At 66.1% G+C, this 16,623-nt stretch carries 14 protein-coding genes; 8 read left to right on the top strand and 6 right to left on the bottom strand.

Annotation, left to right across the window (positions count from 1 at the left end; all coding sequences use genetic code 11):
* Window positions 1-384: 384 nt before the first annotated feature.
* The gene (locus LQG66_RS27380) at window positions 385-1,614 is read right to left on the bottom strand and encodes an ABC transporter substrate-binding protein (RefSeq protein WP_231318742.1); all 1,230 of its coding nucleotides are present in this window, start codon (window positions 1,612-1,614) and stop codon (window positions 385-387) included.
* A gap of 131 nt (window positions 1,615-1,745) precedes the next feature.
* Window positions 1,746-2,672 (bottom strand): class I SAM-dependent DNA methyltransferase, encoded by a 927-nt coding sequence (locus LQG66_RS27375; protein ID WP_231327969.1) that lies wholly within the window; start codon window positions 2,670-2,672, stop codon window positions 1,746-1,748.
* A gap of 157 nt (window positions 2,673-2,829) precedes the next feature.
* Between LQG66_RS27375 and LQG66_RS27370 the strand changes: the two genes are divergently transcribed.
* The 5 genes from LQG66_RS27370 to LQG66_RS27350 all read left to right on the top strand — a co-directional run bounded on the left by LQG66_RS27370 (window position 2,830) and on the right by LQG66_RS27350 (window position 8,355).
* Window positions 2,830-3,876, top strand: coding sequence for a ligase-associated DNA damage response exonuclease (locus LQG66_RS27370; RefSeq protein WP_231318741.1), 1,047 nt, complete (start codon window positions 2,830-2,832; stop codon window positions 3,874-3,876).
* Window positions 3,873-5,747, top strand: coding sequence for an ATP-dependent DNA ligase (locus LQG66_RS27365; protein ID WP_231318740.1), 1,875 nt, complete (start codon window positions 3,873-3,875; stop codon window positions 5,745-5,747). The genes LQG66_RS27370 and LQG66_RS27365 overlap by 4 nt, the downstream gene beginning before the upstream one ends.
* Window positions 5,748-5,869: 122 nt before the next feature.
* A complete protein-coding gene (locus tag LQG66_RS27360; RefSeq protein WP_231318738.1) occupies window positions 5,870-6,178 on the top strand; it encodes a DUF6460 domain-containing protein in 309 nt (102 codons plus the stop codon).
* 13 nt (window positions 6,179-6,191) lie between these two features.
* Window positions 6,192-6,926: an MBL fold metallo-hydrolase gene (locus tag LQG66_RS27355; protein ID WP_231318736.1), complete on the top strand. Its 735-nt coding sequence runs from the start codon at window positions 6,192-6,194 to the stop codon at window positions 6,924-6,926.
* A gap of 145 nt (window positions 6,927-7,071) precedes the next feature.
* The gene (locus LQG66_RS27350) at window positions 7,072-8,355 is read left to right on the top strand and encodes an MATE family efflux transporter (protein WP_231327968.1); all 1,284 of its coding nucleotides are present in this window, start codon (window positions 7,072-7,074) and stop codon (window positions 8,353-8,355) included.
* Window positions 8,356-8,373: 18 nt separating this feature from the next.
* Here the strand turns inward: LQG66_RS27350 and LQG66_RS27345 are convergent, their stop codons facing one another.
* Together LQG66_RS27345 and LQG66_RS27340 are read right to left on the bottom strand one after the other, a co-directional pair.
* Complete coding sequence (locus tag LQG66_RS27345; protein ID WP_231318733.1) at window positions 8,374-9,468, bottom strand: quinone-dependent dihydroorotate dehydrogenase; 1,095 nt, start codon at window positions 9,466-9,468, stop codon at window positions 8,374-8,376.
* Window positions 9,465-9,809, bottom strand: coding sequence for a DUF952 domain-containing protein (locus LQG66_RS27340; RefSeq protein ID WP_231318732.1), 345 nt, complete (start codon window positions 9,807-9,809; stop codon window positions 9,465-9,467). Before LQG66_RS27340 ends, LQG66_RS27345 begins: the two co-directional genes overlap by 4 nt.
* Before the next feature lie 285 nt (window positions 9,810-10,094).
* Between LQG66_RS27340 and LQG66_RS27335 the strand changes: the two genes are divergently transcribed.
* Window positions 10,095-10,856: a carbonic anhydrase gene (locus LQG66_RS27335; RefSeq protein ID WP_231318730.1), complete on the top strand. Its 762-nt coding sequence runs from the start codon at window positions 10,095-10,097 to the stop codon at window positions 10,854-10,856.
* Window positions 10,857-11,136: 280 nt separating this feature from the next.
* Here the strand turns inward: LQG66_RS27335 and LQG66_RS27330 are convergent, their stop codons facing one another.
* Window positions 11,137-12,039 (bottom strand): LysR family transcriptional regulator, encoded by a 903-nt coding sequence (locus LQG66_RS27330; protein WP_231318729.1) that lies wholly within the window; start codon window positions 12,037-12,039, stop codon window positions 11,137-11,139.
* A 108-nt stretch (window positions 12,040-12,147) separates the two neighbouring features.
* On the opposite strand from LQG66_RS27330, the gene LQG66_RS27325 reads away from it, so the two are divergent.
* Together LQG66_RS27325 and LQG66_RS27320 are read left to right on the top strand one after the other, a co-directional pair.
* Entirely contained in the window at window positions 12,148-13,506 is a 1,359-nt protein-coding gene (locus LQG66_RS27325) for an FAD-dependent oxidoreductase (RefSeq protein ID WP_425601251.1), read from the top strand.
* Between the two features lie 4 nt (window positions 13,507-13,510).
* Window positions 13,511-14,728 carry an MFS transporter gene (locus LQG66_RS27320; protein ID WP_231318727.1) on the top strand — a complete coding sequence of 406 codons (1,218 nt, stop codon included), beginning with the start codon at window positions 13,511-13,513 and terminating at the stop codon, window positions 14,726-14,728.
* A gap of 168 nt (window positions 14,729-14,896) precedes the next feature.
* Here the strand turns inward: LQG66_RS27320 and LQG66_RS27315 are convergent, their stop codons facing one another.
* Window positions 14,897-16,543 (bottom strand): lysine--tRNA ligase, encoded by a 1,647-nt coding sequence (locus LQG66_RS27315; RefSeq protein WP_231318726.1) that lies wholly within the window; start codon window positions 16,541-16,543, stop codon window positions 14,897-14,899.
* Window positions 16,544-16,623 lie beyond the last annotated feature (80 nt).

Below are 16,623 nucleotides of genomic sequence, written 5' to 3'. Positions count from 1 at the left end.
CCCCGCGTGTCGTGACGATCGCGCGCAACGCCCCTCCGCAGTGAGGCGGGATGGCGAGAGGGAAACACGATTTCCGAAAATGCGCAAGTAGTTTATTTTTTCCAGAAATCAAAGACGAGCCAACCGCCCCGATGCCCCGCCTGAATGATCTGCGGGATCTCTCCTCTCGTCATTCCGGGGCGTGCGCAGCACGAGCCCGGAATCCATCCCGCGGCAGATGGCGCGGCCCGATGGATTCCGGGCTCGCCCTTCGGGCGCCCCGGAATGACAGCGGAGTTTGACGCACTTGTCGCGTGCCTTCGTTCGAATGCTCGGCGGCGGGCACGCGTCGCCTGCGCCCATCGGGCCCAGGCGTGGCTTTGCCCACCTTGCGATCCCCGTCCCCTACTCCGTCATCGGCTTGTCGGAGATGCTCCAGTCCTTGCCGTCGAAGATCGAGATGTAGAGCGTCTTCATCGGCGTGTAGTCGTCCGGCGTGTAGGCGAAATTGACGCCGTCGAGGAAGAACGGCGAGTGGAATCCGGCGAGCGTGGTGGCGTGCTTCAGCACGTTCTCGCGCGTCAGCGTGTCGCCGCAGCGGCGCAGGATCTCGCCCATCGACACCGCCTGGCCATAGCCGGCATAGGCGATGGTGTTGTCAGGATCGATGTTGGGCAGGTACTTGGCGCGCAGCGCCTCAAAACCCTTCACGTCCGGATCGTCCTTCCACTGCGGCACGCCGGCGTCCTTGGAGTATCTGATCGCAACGATGTCCTTGGCGTTCTCGAGACCTGCGGCGGAGAGAATCGAGCGCCCCGTCGAGCCCGCCGACAACAGCTGCAGCGGCTTCCAGCCGAGCTCGGCGACCTTGCGGATGGATTGCGAACTCGCCTTGCCCGTCGAGATGTTGTAGAAGACATCAGCGCCCGACTTCGACAGGTTGATCAGCTGCGAGTCGACCGTCGGCTCGGTGAGATCATAGGTCTGCTCCATGATCACCTGCGCCTTGCCGCCGGCATCCGCCAGCGTCTTCTTGAACGGTCCCAGGAAGTCGCGGCCGAAATCGTCGTTCTGATAGAGGATGCCGATCTTGGCTTCGGGCTTCACGCTGAGCACATGCTTGGCGAGAATGCGCGCTTCGGTCGGATAGAGCGGCAGCCCCGCCATGGTCCATTTGTAGTTTTTCGGATCGTTCCACTTCGAAGCGCCGGTGTTGAGCATCAGTTGCGGCACACCCTTGGAGTTGAGGTATTTGTGCACGGCCGTCTGCGGCGCGGTGCCAAGCGAGCCGTACAGCCCCAGCACCTCGTCCTGCTCCACCAGCCGCCGCGTCGCCTCGACGCATTTCGGCGCGCTGTAGCCATCGTCCATCGTCAGGAACTTGACCTTGCGCCCGTTGATGCCGCCCTGCTCGTTCAGCATCTGGAAATAGGCTTCACCCACCCGCCCGAGCACGCCGTAGAGCGAACCGGGACCGGAATGCGGAATGGTCTGGCCGATCTTGATCTCGGTGTCGCTGGCGCCGGCGTCATATTTCTTTTCGGCCGCCCAGACGTAAGGCGCAGCGATGGTCGACGCGCCGATGGTCGCAAGCGCGGTGGCGCAGAAATCGCGCCGCGTCAGATTCTTTTTCATTTTTTGTCTCTCCCTAGACGGCCCCATCTTTCTGGGATCGGGAGAGCCACGCAAGAGCCAAGTTGCGACGAACCGGCGCAGTGCAATGCGATGGTGAGACGGTCCTAGCGTCTAGACTCAAGTCTTGAGACTCAAGTCTTGCCGGCAACCACCGCCAGCCCGCGCACGGGGACCTGATCCTCGGTGCGCGGCGACGCCGGTTCGAGATGGGCCAATTGCAATCCGGCGGCTGCGATGATGCCGCTGATATATTCCGCGCCATGGGCATAGCGCAGCCCCTTGCCCATGATCACGCCATCGCCATCATGGGTCTCGACGGTAAAAGTCAGGAGGCCGCCGGGCGCCAGCACACGCTGCGTCTCACGCAGCACCGGACCGAGATCGCCGACATAGACCATCGCATCCGCCGCGAGAATGAGATCCGCCGACGCATCCGGCTGCCGCCGCAGGCCCGCCGTCATGTCGTCGACCTCGAGCTCGGCATAGAGCTCGGTCGCGCGCGCCTCCGCGATCATGCCGGCCGACAGATCAATGCCGATGAAGCTGTTGGCGTTCTTGGCGAACGCCGCCGCACCCAAGCCGGTGCCGCAGCCGAGATCGATGGCGCGCCTGAAATAGGCCGGCTTCCTCTCCGCGGCGCGCACCGCGATCACCGCCTTGAACAGGATCGCCGGCGCACGGTAGTTGAGCCGCTCGATCAGCTCGGCCTCGAAACGCGGCGCGTACTGGTCGAACAGCGACTGCACATAGGCCTTCGGCATGTCCGTGAGCGGCGCGGCGCCGAGCTGCATCAGCCGCACGCCGGCACCGTGGCGGTCATCCGGATCGGCGGCAACAGCGTTCTGGAAGGCTGCTATCGCCTTGTCAGGCTCGCCGAGATCGACGCGGATCTTGCCGAGCTCGAACCACGCCGAGGCGAAGTTGGGCGCGACCTCGATGGCCTGCTCCAGCACCTCGGCGGCCGCGACCGGATCGCCCTTCAAATGCAGGTCACGGGCGAACTCATAGCGGCGGTCGGCGATCAGATCGCCGGAGGACAGGAACAGGCGGTTGGGCATCTTGGAACCAATATCGTCATGGCCGGGCTTGCCCCGGTCATCCATCAAGGAACGTGTCATTCCAGGAGATGGATGCGCGGGTCAAGCCCGCGCATGACGAGCTGAGATGTGACGAGCTGAATCTGCACGCGCTGAAAAATCCCCCCGCGACACCTATATGACCCACATGCGCCCGCAAGACATCCTGCTACCCGTTCCTTCCGGCCTGTGCTGCAAGGCCGGCGGCTTCCACATCGATCCCGTGCGCCCGGTCGAGCGGGCGCTGATCACGCATGGCCATTCCGACCATGCCCGGGCCGGCCACGGCGCGGTGCTGGCGACGCAGGAGACGCTCGACATCATGCGGCTGCGCTACGGCGAGAATTTCGCCGGCGCGACGCAGGCGATCCGCTATGGCGAACAGGTCCGGCTCGGCGACGTCACCGTCAGCTTTCACCCCGCGGGGCACGTGCTTGGCTCGGCGCAGATCAAGGTGTCATCCGGCGGCACCTGCATCGTCGCCTCCGGCGACTACAAGGATGCGCGCGATCCGACCTGTGCGCCGTTCGAGCTGGTGCCATGCGACGTCTTCATTACCGAGGCGACATTCGGTCTGCCGGTGTTTCGCCATGGCGACGCGGCCGCTGAAGTGAAGAAGCTGCTGGCCTCGGTCGCGCTGTTTCCCGAGCGCGCGCATCTGGTCGGCGCGTATTCCCTGGGCAAGGCGCAGCGCGTGATCGCGCTGATCCGCGAGGCCGGCTATGACGCACCGATCTACCTGCATGGCGCGATGGAGAAGATCACGCGCTACTATCAGGACAAGGGCATACCGCTCGGCGAGCTCAGGCCGGTGAAGGGCGTCAAGAAGGCGGAGCTCGCCGGCACCATCACGCTCGCACCGCCGAGCGCGACCTCCGACCTGTGGACGCGCCGCTTTCCCGATCCCGTCACTGCCTTCGCCTCCGGCTGGATGCGGGTGCGCGCCCGCGCCCGGCAGCGCGGTGTCGAACTGCCGCTGGTGATCTCGGATCATGCCGATTGGGACGGGCTGACCGCGACCATCGCGGCAACCGGCGCCAGCGAGGTCTGGGTCACCCATGGCCAGGAGGACGCTCTGGTGCATTGGTGCCGGACCAGGGGCCTGGCGGCCCGGCCGCTCGACCTCGTCGGCTATGGCGACGAGGAGGAGAGCGAGGTCGTGGCCACGGAGGACGCGGAGGCATGAACCGCTTCGCCGCGCTGCTCGACCGGCTGGCCTACGAGCCCGGCCGCAACAACAAGCTGCGCCTGATGACGTCGTATTTCCGCGAGGTCGAAGATCCCGACCGCGGCTACGCGCTGGCGGCGCTGACCGGCGCATTGTCGTTCAAGCATGCCAAGCCGGCGCTGATCCGCGACCTCATCGCCGCACGCGCCGATCCGGTGCTGTTCGCGCTGTCCTATGACTACGTCGGGGATCTCTCCGAGACCGTCGCGCTGATGTGGCCGAAGGGCGGTGCGCATCAGCAGCAGCACGTCGCGGGGCACCCCCCTCCCCAGCCCTCCCCCACAAGGGGGGAGGGAGCGCGGTTGCGCGTGGCGCTTGCACCACACCCAGCATCGACCACGGACTCACTAGGTGATCTCGTCCTTCCAAACACCGCTCTCTCCGTTCCCTCCCCCCTTGTGGGGGAGGGTCAGGGAGGGGGGTACCACACGGGCGGTCTCACGAGAGAGCCCACACCGGGCCACAACAACCCGCCGCCGCCGACCCTCGCCGAGGTCGTCACCACCCTGCGCACCCTGGGCAAGACGGAGATGCCGCGACAGCTGGCGCGGTGGCTGGACGAGCTCGACGAGACCGGGCGCTGGGCGCTGTTGAAGCTGGTTACCGGCGCTCTGCGCATCGGCATTTCCGCGCGCCTCGCCAAGACCGCAGCGGCCGCGCTGGGCGACAAGGACCCGCACGACGTCGAGCTGATCTGGCCTGGCCTGTCGCCGCCCTATCTCGACCTGTTCGCCTGGCTCGAAGGCCGTGGCGACAAGCCTGTCAACCAGGACCCGGCGCCGTTCCGTCCGGTGATGCTGGCGCATGCCGTGGAGGACGAGGGCTTCTCAGGCCTGGACGCGGCCGACTACATCGCCGAGTGGAAATGGGACGGCATCCGCGTGCAGGCGGTCAGCGGCCGGGACATCGATGGCCACATCGTCACGCGGCTGTATTCGCGCAGCGGCGAGGACATCACGGCAAGCTTTCCAGATCTCCTGCCGTCGCTGCATCTGCCTGGTGCGCTCGACGGCGAGCTGCTGGTCGTGCGTGACGGCCGCGTGCAGAGCTTCAACGTGCTGCAGCAACGGCTGAACCGCAAGACGGTGTCGCCGAAGCTGATGAAGGACTACCCGATCCATTTGCGCGCCTATGATCTGCTCGGCGACGAGGACAACGATCTGCGCGAATTGCCTTTCGCCGAGCGCCGCACGCGGCTGGAGGCGTTCATCACACGTCTCGACGATCCGCATGTCGACCTGTCGCCGACCATCGCGTTCTCCACCTGGGACGAGCTGAAAGCCGCGCGCGCCAACCCTGCCTCGGCCGGCGCCGGCGACGACGCCGAAGCGGTGGAGGGCGTGATGCTGAAGCGGCGCGACGCGCTCTACCTGCCGGGCCGCCCCAAGGGGCAGTGGTGGAAGTGGAAGCACGACCCGCACATCATCGATGCCGTGCTGATGTATGCGCAGCGCGGCCACGGCAAGCGCTCGTCCTATTATTCCGACTACACGTTCGGTGTGTGGACTTCAGGTGACGGCGGCGATCAACTGGTTCCCGTCGGCAAGGCCTATTTCGGCTTCACCGACGAGGAGCTGCTGCAGATCGACCGCTTCGTCCGCCGCAACACCACCGAGAAGTTCGGCCCCGTCCGCCATGTCGTGCACGAGCCGGAACAGGGGCTGGTGCTCGAAGTGGCGTTCGAGGGCCTGCAGCGGTCACCGCGGCACAAATCCGGTATCGCGATGCGCTTTCCCCGCATCAGCCGGCTGCGCTGGGACAAGCCGCCGCGCGACGCGGACCGGCTGGAGACGCTGGAGCGCATGCTGAAGAGCGAGGCGCCGTCCTGATCGCGGGAACATTAAATGCCGGTAAGCGGATTGCACGGCCGATGCGGGTTCCCCACCTGCCCTGCCGTGCTCTATAATTGATACGCACGAATCCGAAGACGAACCCGCTTGGAGACGATGGCATGTCGAACGACGTCAGGGATTATCCGGCCCGCCCTCGCAGCCAGGATGGCCTGTATCGCTTTCTCGGCGGTTCGCCGCTCGGCGTGGCATTCAGGCTGATCCTGCTGTCGATCCTGGTCGGCGTGGTGCTGTCAGCGATCGGCTTCGATCCGCTCAACATTCTCTACAGCATCCGGCTCTTGTTCATCCGGCTGTATGAGCTCGGCTTCGACGCCTTCAACTGGCTGTGGCGCTACTTCCTGCTCGGCGCGGTCATCGTGATCCCGCTCTGGTTCCTGTCGCGGCTGTTTGCCCCGCGCGGCAGATAACAGGACGCTGCCGATGCAGCTCCGCTTCGTCGGCTGCGGTGACGCGTTCGGCTCGGGCGGCAGGTCCAATACCTGCTTCCACCTGACCGGCGCGCGCACCAATCTGCTGATCGACTGCGGCGCCTCGTCGCTGCCGGCGCTGAAGCGGCTCGGCATTGCCTGCAACGATGTCGCGCTGATCCTGATCACGCATTTCCATGGCGATCATTTCGCGGGCCTGCCGTTCCTGCTGCTCGATGCGCAGTTCTCGCGCCGGACGCGGCCACTGGTGATCGCCGGCCCGGCCGGGATCGCGACGCGGCTGACGCAGGTGATGGAAGCGCTGCTCGAGAATTCGTCGACGACGCCGCGCAGGTTCGAGCTGTCGGTGGTCGCGATGGAGCCGGAGCAGCCAGCGCGCTTTGGCGACATTTGCGTGACGCCCCATGCCGTCGTTCACGGCAGCGCCGGCGGGCCGTTTCTCGGCTACCGCATCGAGACCGAAGGACGAATCGTCGCCTATACGGCTGACACGGAATGGACCGAGAGCCTGATCCCGCTCGGACGCGACGCCGACCTGTTGATTGCCGAAGCCTACACTTACGACAAGCCGGTGAAAAACCACCTCAGCCTTGCCGCGCTCGAGGCCCGTCTCGCGGAGATCCGGCCGAAGCGGCTGGTGCTCACGCATATGAGCGACGACATGCTGGGCCGGCTGGACGGCATTCGCCACATGACCGCGCATGACGGTATGATGATTGAGCTCTAGCCTCATACCCGAAGCCCGGGCTAAACTCGGGTCGGGCCGGGCCGAGACCAGCCGCACTGGTGCGGCGAACGGAGCAGCGGCGAAACAAGCGAGCATTCCGTTGCATTCACCGGCACTCAAAAGGCCAGCCGTCACCAGCGCGCAGGTGTTCTCCATCGCGGGCCCGGCGATGCTCGCCAACATGACGACGCCACTGATCGGGGTCGTCGCGACCACCGCGATCGGCCGGCTGGGCGAGGCGAGCCAGCTCGGCGGCGTCGCCATGGCCTCGGTGATCTTCGACTGCCTGTTCTGGCTGTTCGGCTTCCTGCGCGTGAGCACGCTGGCGTTCACCGCGCAGTCGCTCGGTGCCGGCCACACCAGCGGGATTCGCGTGACGCTGATGCGCGGGCTCCTGGTCGCAGCGCTGGTCGGCACCGCGCTGATCGCATTGCAGCTGCCGCTGGCCGATATCCTGTTTGCCGCGATGGGCGGATCGGACGCGGTCGTCAACGCCGGACGCAGCTACTTCCTGGTCCGGATCTGGTCTGCCCCGTTCGCGCTCGCCAACTACGTGTTCCTCGGCTGGCTGATCGGCCAGGCCTGGGCCCGGCTGGCACTCGCCGTGCAGATCACGATCAACCTCATCAACATGACGGCGACGCTGGTGCTGGTCTCCATGCTCGATTTCGGGATCACGGGTGCCGCCATCGCCGCCGTGATTGCCGAGACCAGCGGCGTCGTGATCGGCCTCGCCGTCGCGCGGCATTATCTCCCCGGCCGGCTGGTGCAGTCATGGCATGAGCTGCTCGACCGGGATCAGCTGCTGCGCGTTCTCGCCGTCAACCGCGACATCATGATCCGAACGGCGGCGCTGATCGCCGTCTATCTGTTCTTCAATGCGCAAGGCGCCCGCGCCGGCGACGTGACGCTGGCGGCCAATGCCGTGCTGAACAACTTCCTGCTCGTCAGCGCCTTCTTCCTCGACGGCTTCGCCAACGCCGCCGAACAATTGTGCGGCTTCGCGCTGGGTGCGCGCGACCGCAAGGCCTTCAACGGCGCCACCCGGCTGATCCTCGCCTGGGGCTTCGGCTTTGCGCTCGCGGTCACCGTCGTGCTCGCCATTGCAGGCCCGGCCCTGATCGACATGATGACGGCGTCTGCGGCGGTGCGGCTCGCCGCGCGCGACTTTCTCGTCTTCGTGGTCGTCTCGCCGCTGCCGGCTGTTTTCGCCTTCGCTTTCGACGGAATCTATATCGGCGCGACCTGGGCGCGCGACATGCGCAACCTGATGCTGGCCTCGCTCGCGGCGTTCCTCTTGACCTGGTTCGCCCTTCGCTCCCTCGGCAATTTGGCGCTGTGGTTCGCGCTGCTCGGCTTCTACGCCGCCCGCGGCGCGCTGCAGGCGGCGAGGTATCCTGCGCTGCTCAAGGCGTCGTTCGGGAAGTAGCGAGGCCGAGGCCTGGGCTCAGACCGGCCAGTCCTCGGCGGTGATGGTGGCCGCATCGGCGCCGACGATTTCCGACAGCGCGTCGCGCCCCGTGCGCAGCAGGGTCGAGGTCAGATCGGCCTTGATGCTCTCGACCAGGCCGAGCCCCTTGTAGACCAGCGAGGAATACAGCTGGATCAGGCTGGCGCCGGCGCGGATCTTGGTGAGCGCCGCGCCGCCGGTGTCGATGCCGCCGACGCCGACAAGCGGAAACGCGCCTTCGACGCGCACGAAGGTCTCCGCCACCATGCGCGTCGACAGCCTGAACAGCGGGCGGCCCGAGAGACCGCCCTGCTCCTTGGCGCGGAGCTGCTCGCGCAGGCTGGAAGGACGGGCGAGCGTCGTGTTGGACACGATCATGCCGTCGACCCCGCGCGAGCGCGCGACGTGGACGACATCGTCGAGCTCGGCGAGGCTGAGATCGGGCGCGATCTTGAGCAGCACCGGCGTGTCGCCGGACTTCCGCCTGATACGGTCGCGCGCCTCCAGCACTTTGGCCAGGAGGTCATCGAGCTGCGAGGCCTGCTGCAGATTGCGCAGGCCCGGCGTGTTGGGCGAGGAAATGTTGACCGTGAAATAGCTCGCGACCGGCGCAAAGGTCTCGATCAGTCGGACGTAGTCGGCGACGCGATCGGCCGAATCCTTGTTGGCGCCGACATTGACGCCGACGATGCCGCCGAGATGGGCGCGCCCGGCCAGCCGCCGCAAGATCTGCTCGGCGCCGTCATTGTTGAAGCCCATCCGGTTGATGACCGCCTCGTCGCGCTCCAGGCGGAACAGACGCGGCCGCGGATTGCCGCTCTGCGGCCGGGGGGTCACCGACCCGATCTCGACGAAGCCGAAGCCGAGCCGGAGCAGCGCGTCGGGCACCTCGGCGTTCTTGTCGAAACCCGCGGCCATCCCGACCGGATTGGGGAAGTTCAGCCCGAAGGCCCGCACGGCGAGATTGGCAACGTCCGGCCGCGGCTTGATCGCCGGCAGCAGCTTCAGGCCCTGGATGGCGAGCCGGTGCGCATCCTCGGCGTCGAGCCAGCGCAGCAGCGGCAGCGATAGGGTGTCGAAGGCGCGGATCACGGCAGAAGTTCCGGAATGTCGTGGCCACCGTCAGCACGCGCGTGCATCTGATGAACAACCGTCACCGCGCCGACATCGAGCTCGCCGTAGAGGTGCGGGAACAGCTCGTCATTGCGGGAGCGCTCCCAGCGCAGCCGGTCGCCCAGCGCATCCGTCTCGACCTCGACCAGGAACAGCGCCGTCTGCCCGAAGAAGTGCTTCCGCGCCGTTTCCGGCACCTGGGCCGCGGTCGAAAAATGGATGAATCCATCGCGCAGATCGTCCGCGCTGCCGCGGTAGACGCCCTGCCGCTCCGCCTCGCGCCAGGCCGAAGCTGAACAGATTTTGTAGATTTTGGGCACCTTCGCGCGGTCCTGGCTTGATCTTGAGTTTGCTGGTGTTTTCGGGAGGCGGCCGACCGTATCGGCAGGGGCCGGCGAACTCAAGCATCGATTGCCCTGAGGTGCCCGCAACCGGCCCGCGCAGGTTGCGTCGGTGTCATCGGGGATTCGCTGGGATGCAGACGGGTTCCTTAGCAAGGATTAACCTGATTCGGTTTCTCATGGTGCCCGCGATTCGCCCTCGCGCCGGACGCGCCGACGCGCCGCACCGATTGCATGCACCACCCTTGATTTTTGGAGATTGCCATGGACCGCCGCCACGTTTTGAAGGCTCTCGCGGGGCTCGCCCTCTGCCCCGTCTGCGCCACGCCGGGCTTCGCCGCGGAAGGCGCCCCGCATTGGAGCTATGAAGGCGGGACCGGACCGGAAAAATGGGGCGACCTCGACGCGGCCAACAAGGTCTGCGGCGTCGGCACGCAGCAATCCCCCATCGACATCGAACGGCCGACGCAGGCCCGGCTGCCGGACCTCAAGCTGTCCTGGGGCAGGACCGCCGACACCATCGTCAACAACGGTCATACGATCCAGCTCAACTTCGCCGACGGCAGCAGCACGCTGAAATTGGGCGACACCACCTACAAGCTGCTGCAGGTGCATTTCCACCGGCCGAGCGAGCATCAGATCGGCGGCAAGAACTTTCCGATGGAGGCGCATTTCGTCCACCGCGCCGCCTCGGGCGGGCTCGCCGTGGTCGGCGTCCTCATGACCACCGGCCGCCCCAATCCCGTGTTCTCCCAGATCGTATCGACGATGCCTGACAAGGAAGGTCCCGCCGTCAAGGCCGATGCGCGCATCAATCCCAATCTGATGCTGCCGGCGCGCCGCTCCTATTATCGCTACGCCGGCTCGCTGACCACGCCGCCCTGCTCGGAGGTGGTCGAATGGCTGCTGCTGAGCGAGCCGGTCTCGGTGGCGGAAGCCGACGTGGCGAAATTCGCCAAGCTGTATCCGATGAATGCCCGCCCGGTGCAGAAGCTCGACCGCCGCTTCGTGCTGCAGGGGGTGTGAGCCAAGCGGCTTCGCTCACGAAGGCCGGCCCAGTGCAGTTCGTTCGCTGCGCTGGCCGTCCTGACTTCCAGCTTGAGACGGCTCGAGTCACCGGACGGCGCCTGCGCGGCCGAGAGCACCAGCGACGATCCCGAGCCCGTCTCGGTCGCACCGCGCTGCACGCCGGTGATGTTGGCCGAAACCTGATGAGTGCCGCTCGCAGCCATGCGTCCGGTATCGATGCGAGCTTGCGTGCCCGTCATCGTGGTGGCTGCGCCAAGCAGCCGCCACCGGAGACTCATCAGAAGTTGCGGGCCCACGGCGGAGACGGCGAGAACGCGTCCTCGACGAACTGCGACAGCGCGCGGATGCGGGCCACCTGCATGCGCGCTTCGGGAATCAGCATCTTCACCCATCGCTCCGGCGGTTGATAGCTGTCCAGCACAGGCACCAGCTCGCCCGCGGCCAACTTCGGCGCCGTCAGATACTCGGACAGCAGAGCAATGCCGTTTCCGGCCAGTGCCGCGCGGAGCAGGACCTGCCCGTCATTGGCGCTGATCCTGGGATCGATCTCCACCGTGGTTGGTCCCTGCGGGCCGTTGAACGACCAGACCGATCCCGTCGGCGCGAAGTTCAGCGTATCATGTGCGATCAGGTCACGCGGATGCGCGGGCGCGCCGCGGCGAGCGACGTAGTCGGGCGATGCGCAGAGCATGGGTCGCAGCGGGCACAGTGGAATATCGACCACATCGCTGAAGGCCGCACCGAACGCCGCGATCGCAACGTCAAAACCTTCGTCCGCAGGGTTCACCGCCCGATCGGCCAGCACGATATCCATGCTGAGCTTGGGGTGCAGCGCCTGGAAGCGCGCCAGGATGTCGGCGAGATACAGCACGGTGAGCGTCGTCGGCGCCTTGACCCGGATCGGCCCCTCGAGGTCGTGCCCGGCGTCGGACACCTGCCGCATCGTGTCGTCAAAATCCGCCACCAGCGACCGGACCCGCTCGATCCAGCGCCGGCCGGCTTCGGTCAGCATCACCGTCCGGGTCGTTCGAACGAACAGCCTGGTCTTCACCGCGTGTTCGAGCTGATCGACCCGCTTGGTCAGCACCGAGGTCGCAAGTCCGCTCCGCCGGGCTGCGGCCGAAAAACTGCCGGTCTCGGCGACGGACAGGTAAGCGCGAAGATTCTGGAGCGCATCCATCGGCATCTTTCTCGAATCGCGAAAAGTGTGGCTGCACTTCGCACTATTCTTCGCAAATTGCGACTGAGCTAAGCTTGGGACAACAACAAAGCGCTCAGGGAGGCCCTCTTGGTCCATATGGCTGTTCGGGAACCGATCCGTGACACCAGCGTGCTCGGTTCCTACGATGTGGTGGTCGTAGGCGGAGGTCCTGCCGGTCTGGCCGCGGCCAGCTCGGCGGCCAGAGGTGGCGCCGACGTCCTGCTGGTGGAGCGCTACGGCTTCCTGGGGGGCATGGGCACCGCCGGCGGCGTCACCAACTTCGCCGGCCTGTTTGGCCTGGTGCATGGCGAAACCCGTCAGGTCGTGCACGGCGTGGTCGACGAACTGCTGGACCGGCTCGACCGGCTGGGCGGTCTGAACGAGCCGCAGCAGGGACTGCAGGGACGGATCACAGTCCGCTCCTACGACGTCTCCACCCTGAAATGCGCGGCCGACGATCTCCTGCTCGCCGCAGGCGTGAAGCTGTTGTTTCACGCTGTCGCCGTCGACGTCGCGATGGACGATGATCGTATCGCGGCGCTGGTCGTCGAGACCAAATCCGGCCGCCGCGCCATCCGGGCCAAGCTGTTCATCGACTGCTCCGGCGATGCCGACCTTGCAGCCCGCGCCGGCGTTCCCTTCGAGACCGGCGACGGTCATGGCGGCGGGCTGTTTCCAACCATGATGTTCCGGGTCGGCGGCGTCGATCCGGCCCGCGCGCTCGCGGCGATCGGCGAGTTCAAGGCGATCGACGGGCTGATGAGCGAGGCTGCCGGCCGCGGTTATCGGTTTCCGCGCGAAGGCGCCATCGTGCGGCCGCAGAAGAACCCGACCGAATGGCGCGTCAACGTGACCCAGATCCGCAACGCCCAAGGCAGCGTGATGGACGCCACCGACGCGCTGCAGCTCAGCGACGGAGAAATCGAAGGGCGCCGGCAGATCCAGGAATATTTTCGCTTCCTGAAGCACGAGGTCCCTGGCTTCGAGCACGCGCATATCGTCGAGATCGCCCCGCAGGTGGGCATCCGCGAGAGTCGGCGCATCGAAGGCATCTACCAGCTCTCCGGCCAGGACATCGTCGGCTGCGCAGATTTCGACGACACCATCGGCGTCAATTCCTGGCCGATGGAGCTGCATGTCGCGGGCAAGGTCGAGTGGGGCTTCTATCCCGACGGCAGCCGCGGCTTCTGCCAGCTGCCTTTTCGCATGCTGCTGCCGAAGGGCGTCTCCAATCTGCTCGTTGCCGGCCGCTGCGCCTCCATGACGCATGAAGGACAATCGGCGGCGCGCGCCAGCGGCGCCTGCTTTGCGATGGGTCAGGCCGCGGGCACCGCCGCAGCCATGGTCGCAAGCGAGTCAACCAACGCCGCGCTGCGCGAGCTCGATGTGAGCTCGCTGCAGACGAAGCTGACCGCGCAAGGCGCCTATCTCGGGACCGATTTGTAAAGCCATGGCCGCGAAAATCGAAACTGCCGAGGCACGCGCGCCGGCCGCATCCGAACATTATCGCTGGATCGTGCTGCTGATCGCATGGCTGAGCTTCCTGTTCAGCTTCATGGACCGACTGACCTGGGCGAACGTGGCCGTCTCGGCCGGCCAGTCGCTGGGCCTCTCACTGGCGCAGCTCGGCGTCTTCGTGACCGCGTTCTATGTCGGCTACGTCATCTGCAACGCGGTCGGCGGGGTCATGAGCGATGTCGTCGGCGGCCGCGCGACGCTGACGATCTCCATGCTGTCGCTCGGCGCGTCCACCTTCCTGTTCGGATTTACCTCGTCGCTGACCATGGGCATCGCCCTGCAGGCGGCGATGGGTCTCGCGGCCGGCGCCGACTACGCGTCGTGCATCAAGCTGATCGTCAACTGGTTCGATCGCCGCAGCCGCGGCCGCGCGATGGGACTGTTGCTCGTCGCCTCGTCGCTCGGCGTCACCGCCACCAATGCGATCGTGCCGACGCTGGCCGCCTGGGTCGGATGGCGCGGGGTCTACCAGGCGCTCGGCATCGCGACCGTGCTGGTCGGCGTGATCGCCTATGCTTTGTTGCGCGACCGTCCCAGCGACCAGCCGGTGGTCGCCGTCAAGCCTCCGCCGATCGGGCTACTGCTGCGCGACCGGAACGTGCTGCTGCTGACACTCAGCGGTTTCGGCGCCTTCTGGGGCACCTGGGGCTTTGCGTTCTGGGCCAACGCGCTGATGATCCGCGGCCATGGGCTGACGGCCGTGGAGGCCGGCTTGGTCATGTCGCTCGCAGGCATTGCCGCCATGATCGGAAAGCCGCTGATCGGCCTGATGGCCGACTGGCTGGGCGGAAAGGAAAAATGGCTGACGATCGGCACCCTGGCGTTATTCGCGGTGATGCTGCTGGTGTTCGGGACATTGCACGACAGGCTGGCCTTTCAGATCGCAGCGCCCCTGCTCGGCTTCGGCGCTTTTGTCTACAGCCCCCTGCTGGCCGTGATGGTCGCCGATGTCGCCGGCGCCGCTTCGGCCGGATCGGCGACGGGACTGACCGCCAGCGTCTGGCAGCTCGGAAGCACGATCGTGCCGGTCGTGGTCGGCGTGATCTATCAGGCGACCGGCTCGTTCATGGCCGCCTTCGCTACGCTTGCGGCCGGCCCTGCGCTGGCGATCCTCTGCCTGCTGTTCCTGAAGCTGCGCGAACGGACGTGAGATGCGCAACAGACGACGGCCGTCATTCCGGATCGACGCGCGTGAAGGGCGTCGATCCAGAATCTCGGGCCTATTGAGCGAATTTAGCAGCTCGAGATTCCCCGATGCGCAATTGAGCATCTGTGGTTTGCGGCGCTGCGCGCCGCGCCCCGGAATGACGGGGCGCGATCAGGCCGAACGCGCCAGCGCGCCGTCGATCATCGCGACCGCGTTGTTGACGCCGTAGACCGCGACGAAGGAGCCGAAGCGCGGGCCCTTCTCCTGGCCGAGCAGCACCTGGTAGAGCATGTTGAACCAGTCGAGCGAGACGCCGGGGCGGCCGTCCTTGCCCTTCTTGGCGTGGTCGAGGAACGGCTCGCGGCGGCCGATCTCATAGACGACGTTCTGGATGTCCTCGGCGGACGCTTCGGCAGGCAGGTTCGACAGCGCATCGCGCAGATCCTGCAGCGCCACGCGCTCGCCCTCGGTCGGCTCGCGGAACGTCTTCGTCGGCGCGACGAAATCGCGATAATAGTTGATGGCGTAGCCGACCATCGCGTCGAGCTTGGGATGCGTCTGTGGCGTCACGCCGGGACGGTAGCGGCCGATGAAGCCCCACAGCGTCTCGGCATTCTCGGCATTCGACGACGACACCAGGGTCAAGAGCAGCTGGAACGTCACCGGCATGTCGGCCTTCGGCGGCCGGCCTGAATGGATGTGCCAGACCGGGTTGCCGAGCTGCTGCTTGGGGTCCTGCTTCGGGAAGCCTTCCAGGAACTGCTGGTAGTCGTCGACGTTGCGCGGGATGACGTCGAAATACAGCCGCTTGGCCGCCTTCGGCTCGCGATACATGAACAGCGACAGCGATTCCGGCGAGGCATAGCGCAGCCATTCGTCGATGGTGAGCCCGTTGCCCTTGGACTTCGAGATCTTCTGGCCCTTCTCGTCGAGGAACAGCTCGTAGTTGAATCCCTCGGGCGGCGTGCCGCCGAGCGCCGCGCAGATCTTGCCCGACAGCTTGACCGAGTCGATCAGGTCCTTGCCGGCCATTTCATAGTCGACGCCGAGCGCGTGCCAGCGCATCGCCCAGTCCGGCTTCCATTGCAGCTTGCAATGACCGCCGGTGACCGGGACGGTCATGCGCTCCTTGGTCTCGGGATCGTCGTAGGAGATGGTGCCGGCCTTGGCATCGTGCTCGACAATCGGCACATAGAGCACGAGCCCGGTGCGCGGGCAGATCGGGAGGAACGGCGAGTAGCTCGCGGCGCGCTCCTCGCGCAGCGACGGCAGCATGATCGCCATCACCTTCTCCAGCCGCTCCAGCATGCGCAGCAGCGCGGCGTCGAACCGCCCCGATGTGTAGTACTCGGTCGAGGAGGCAAACTCGTAATCGAAGCCAAAGCGGTCGAGAAAGGCGCGCAGCCGGGCATTGTTGTGGGCCGCGAACGACGGATATTCGTTGGAGAACGGGTCGGGGACGCGCGACAGGGGCTTGCCGAGATGGGCCGCCAGCATGTCCTTGTTCGGCACGTTGTCCGGCACCTTGCGCAGGCCGTCCATGTCGTCGGAGAACGCCAGCAGGCGCGTCTTGATCTTGTCCTCGGTCAGCACGCGGAAGGCGTGGCGCACCATGGTGGTGCGCGCCACCTCGCCGAAGGTGCCGATATGCGGCAGGCCGGACGGGCCGTAGCCGGTCTCGAACAGCACCTCATCCTTCGGGTTCTTCTTCAGCCGGTTGACGATCGCTTTCGCCTGTTCGAACGGCCAGGCGTTGGATTGTTCGGCGAGCGCGCGCAGGTCGCTCGGGCTGGTCTGGACGAGATCGATCGTGGACATCTGACGTACCAATTCTTCGAAGGAGCAGAAAAACTAACACACGGCGTCATCGCGAGCGAAGCGATCCAGAATCCCGCTGC

The organism is Bradyrhizobium ontarionense, from assembly GCF_021088345.1.
Lineage (GTDB): Bacteria > Pseudomonadota > Alphaproteobacteria > Rhizobiales > Xanthobacteraceae > Bradyrhizobium > Bradyrhizobium ontarionense.
This window is presented reverse-complemented; position numbering and strand designations above follow the sequence as displayed.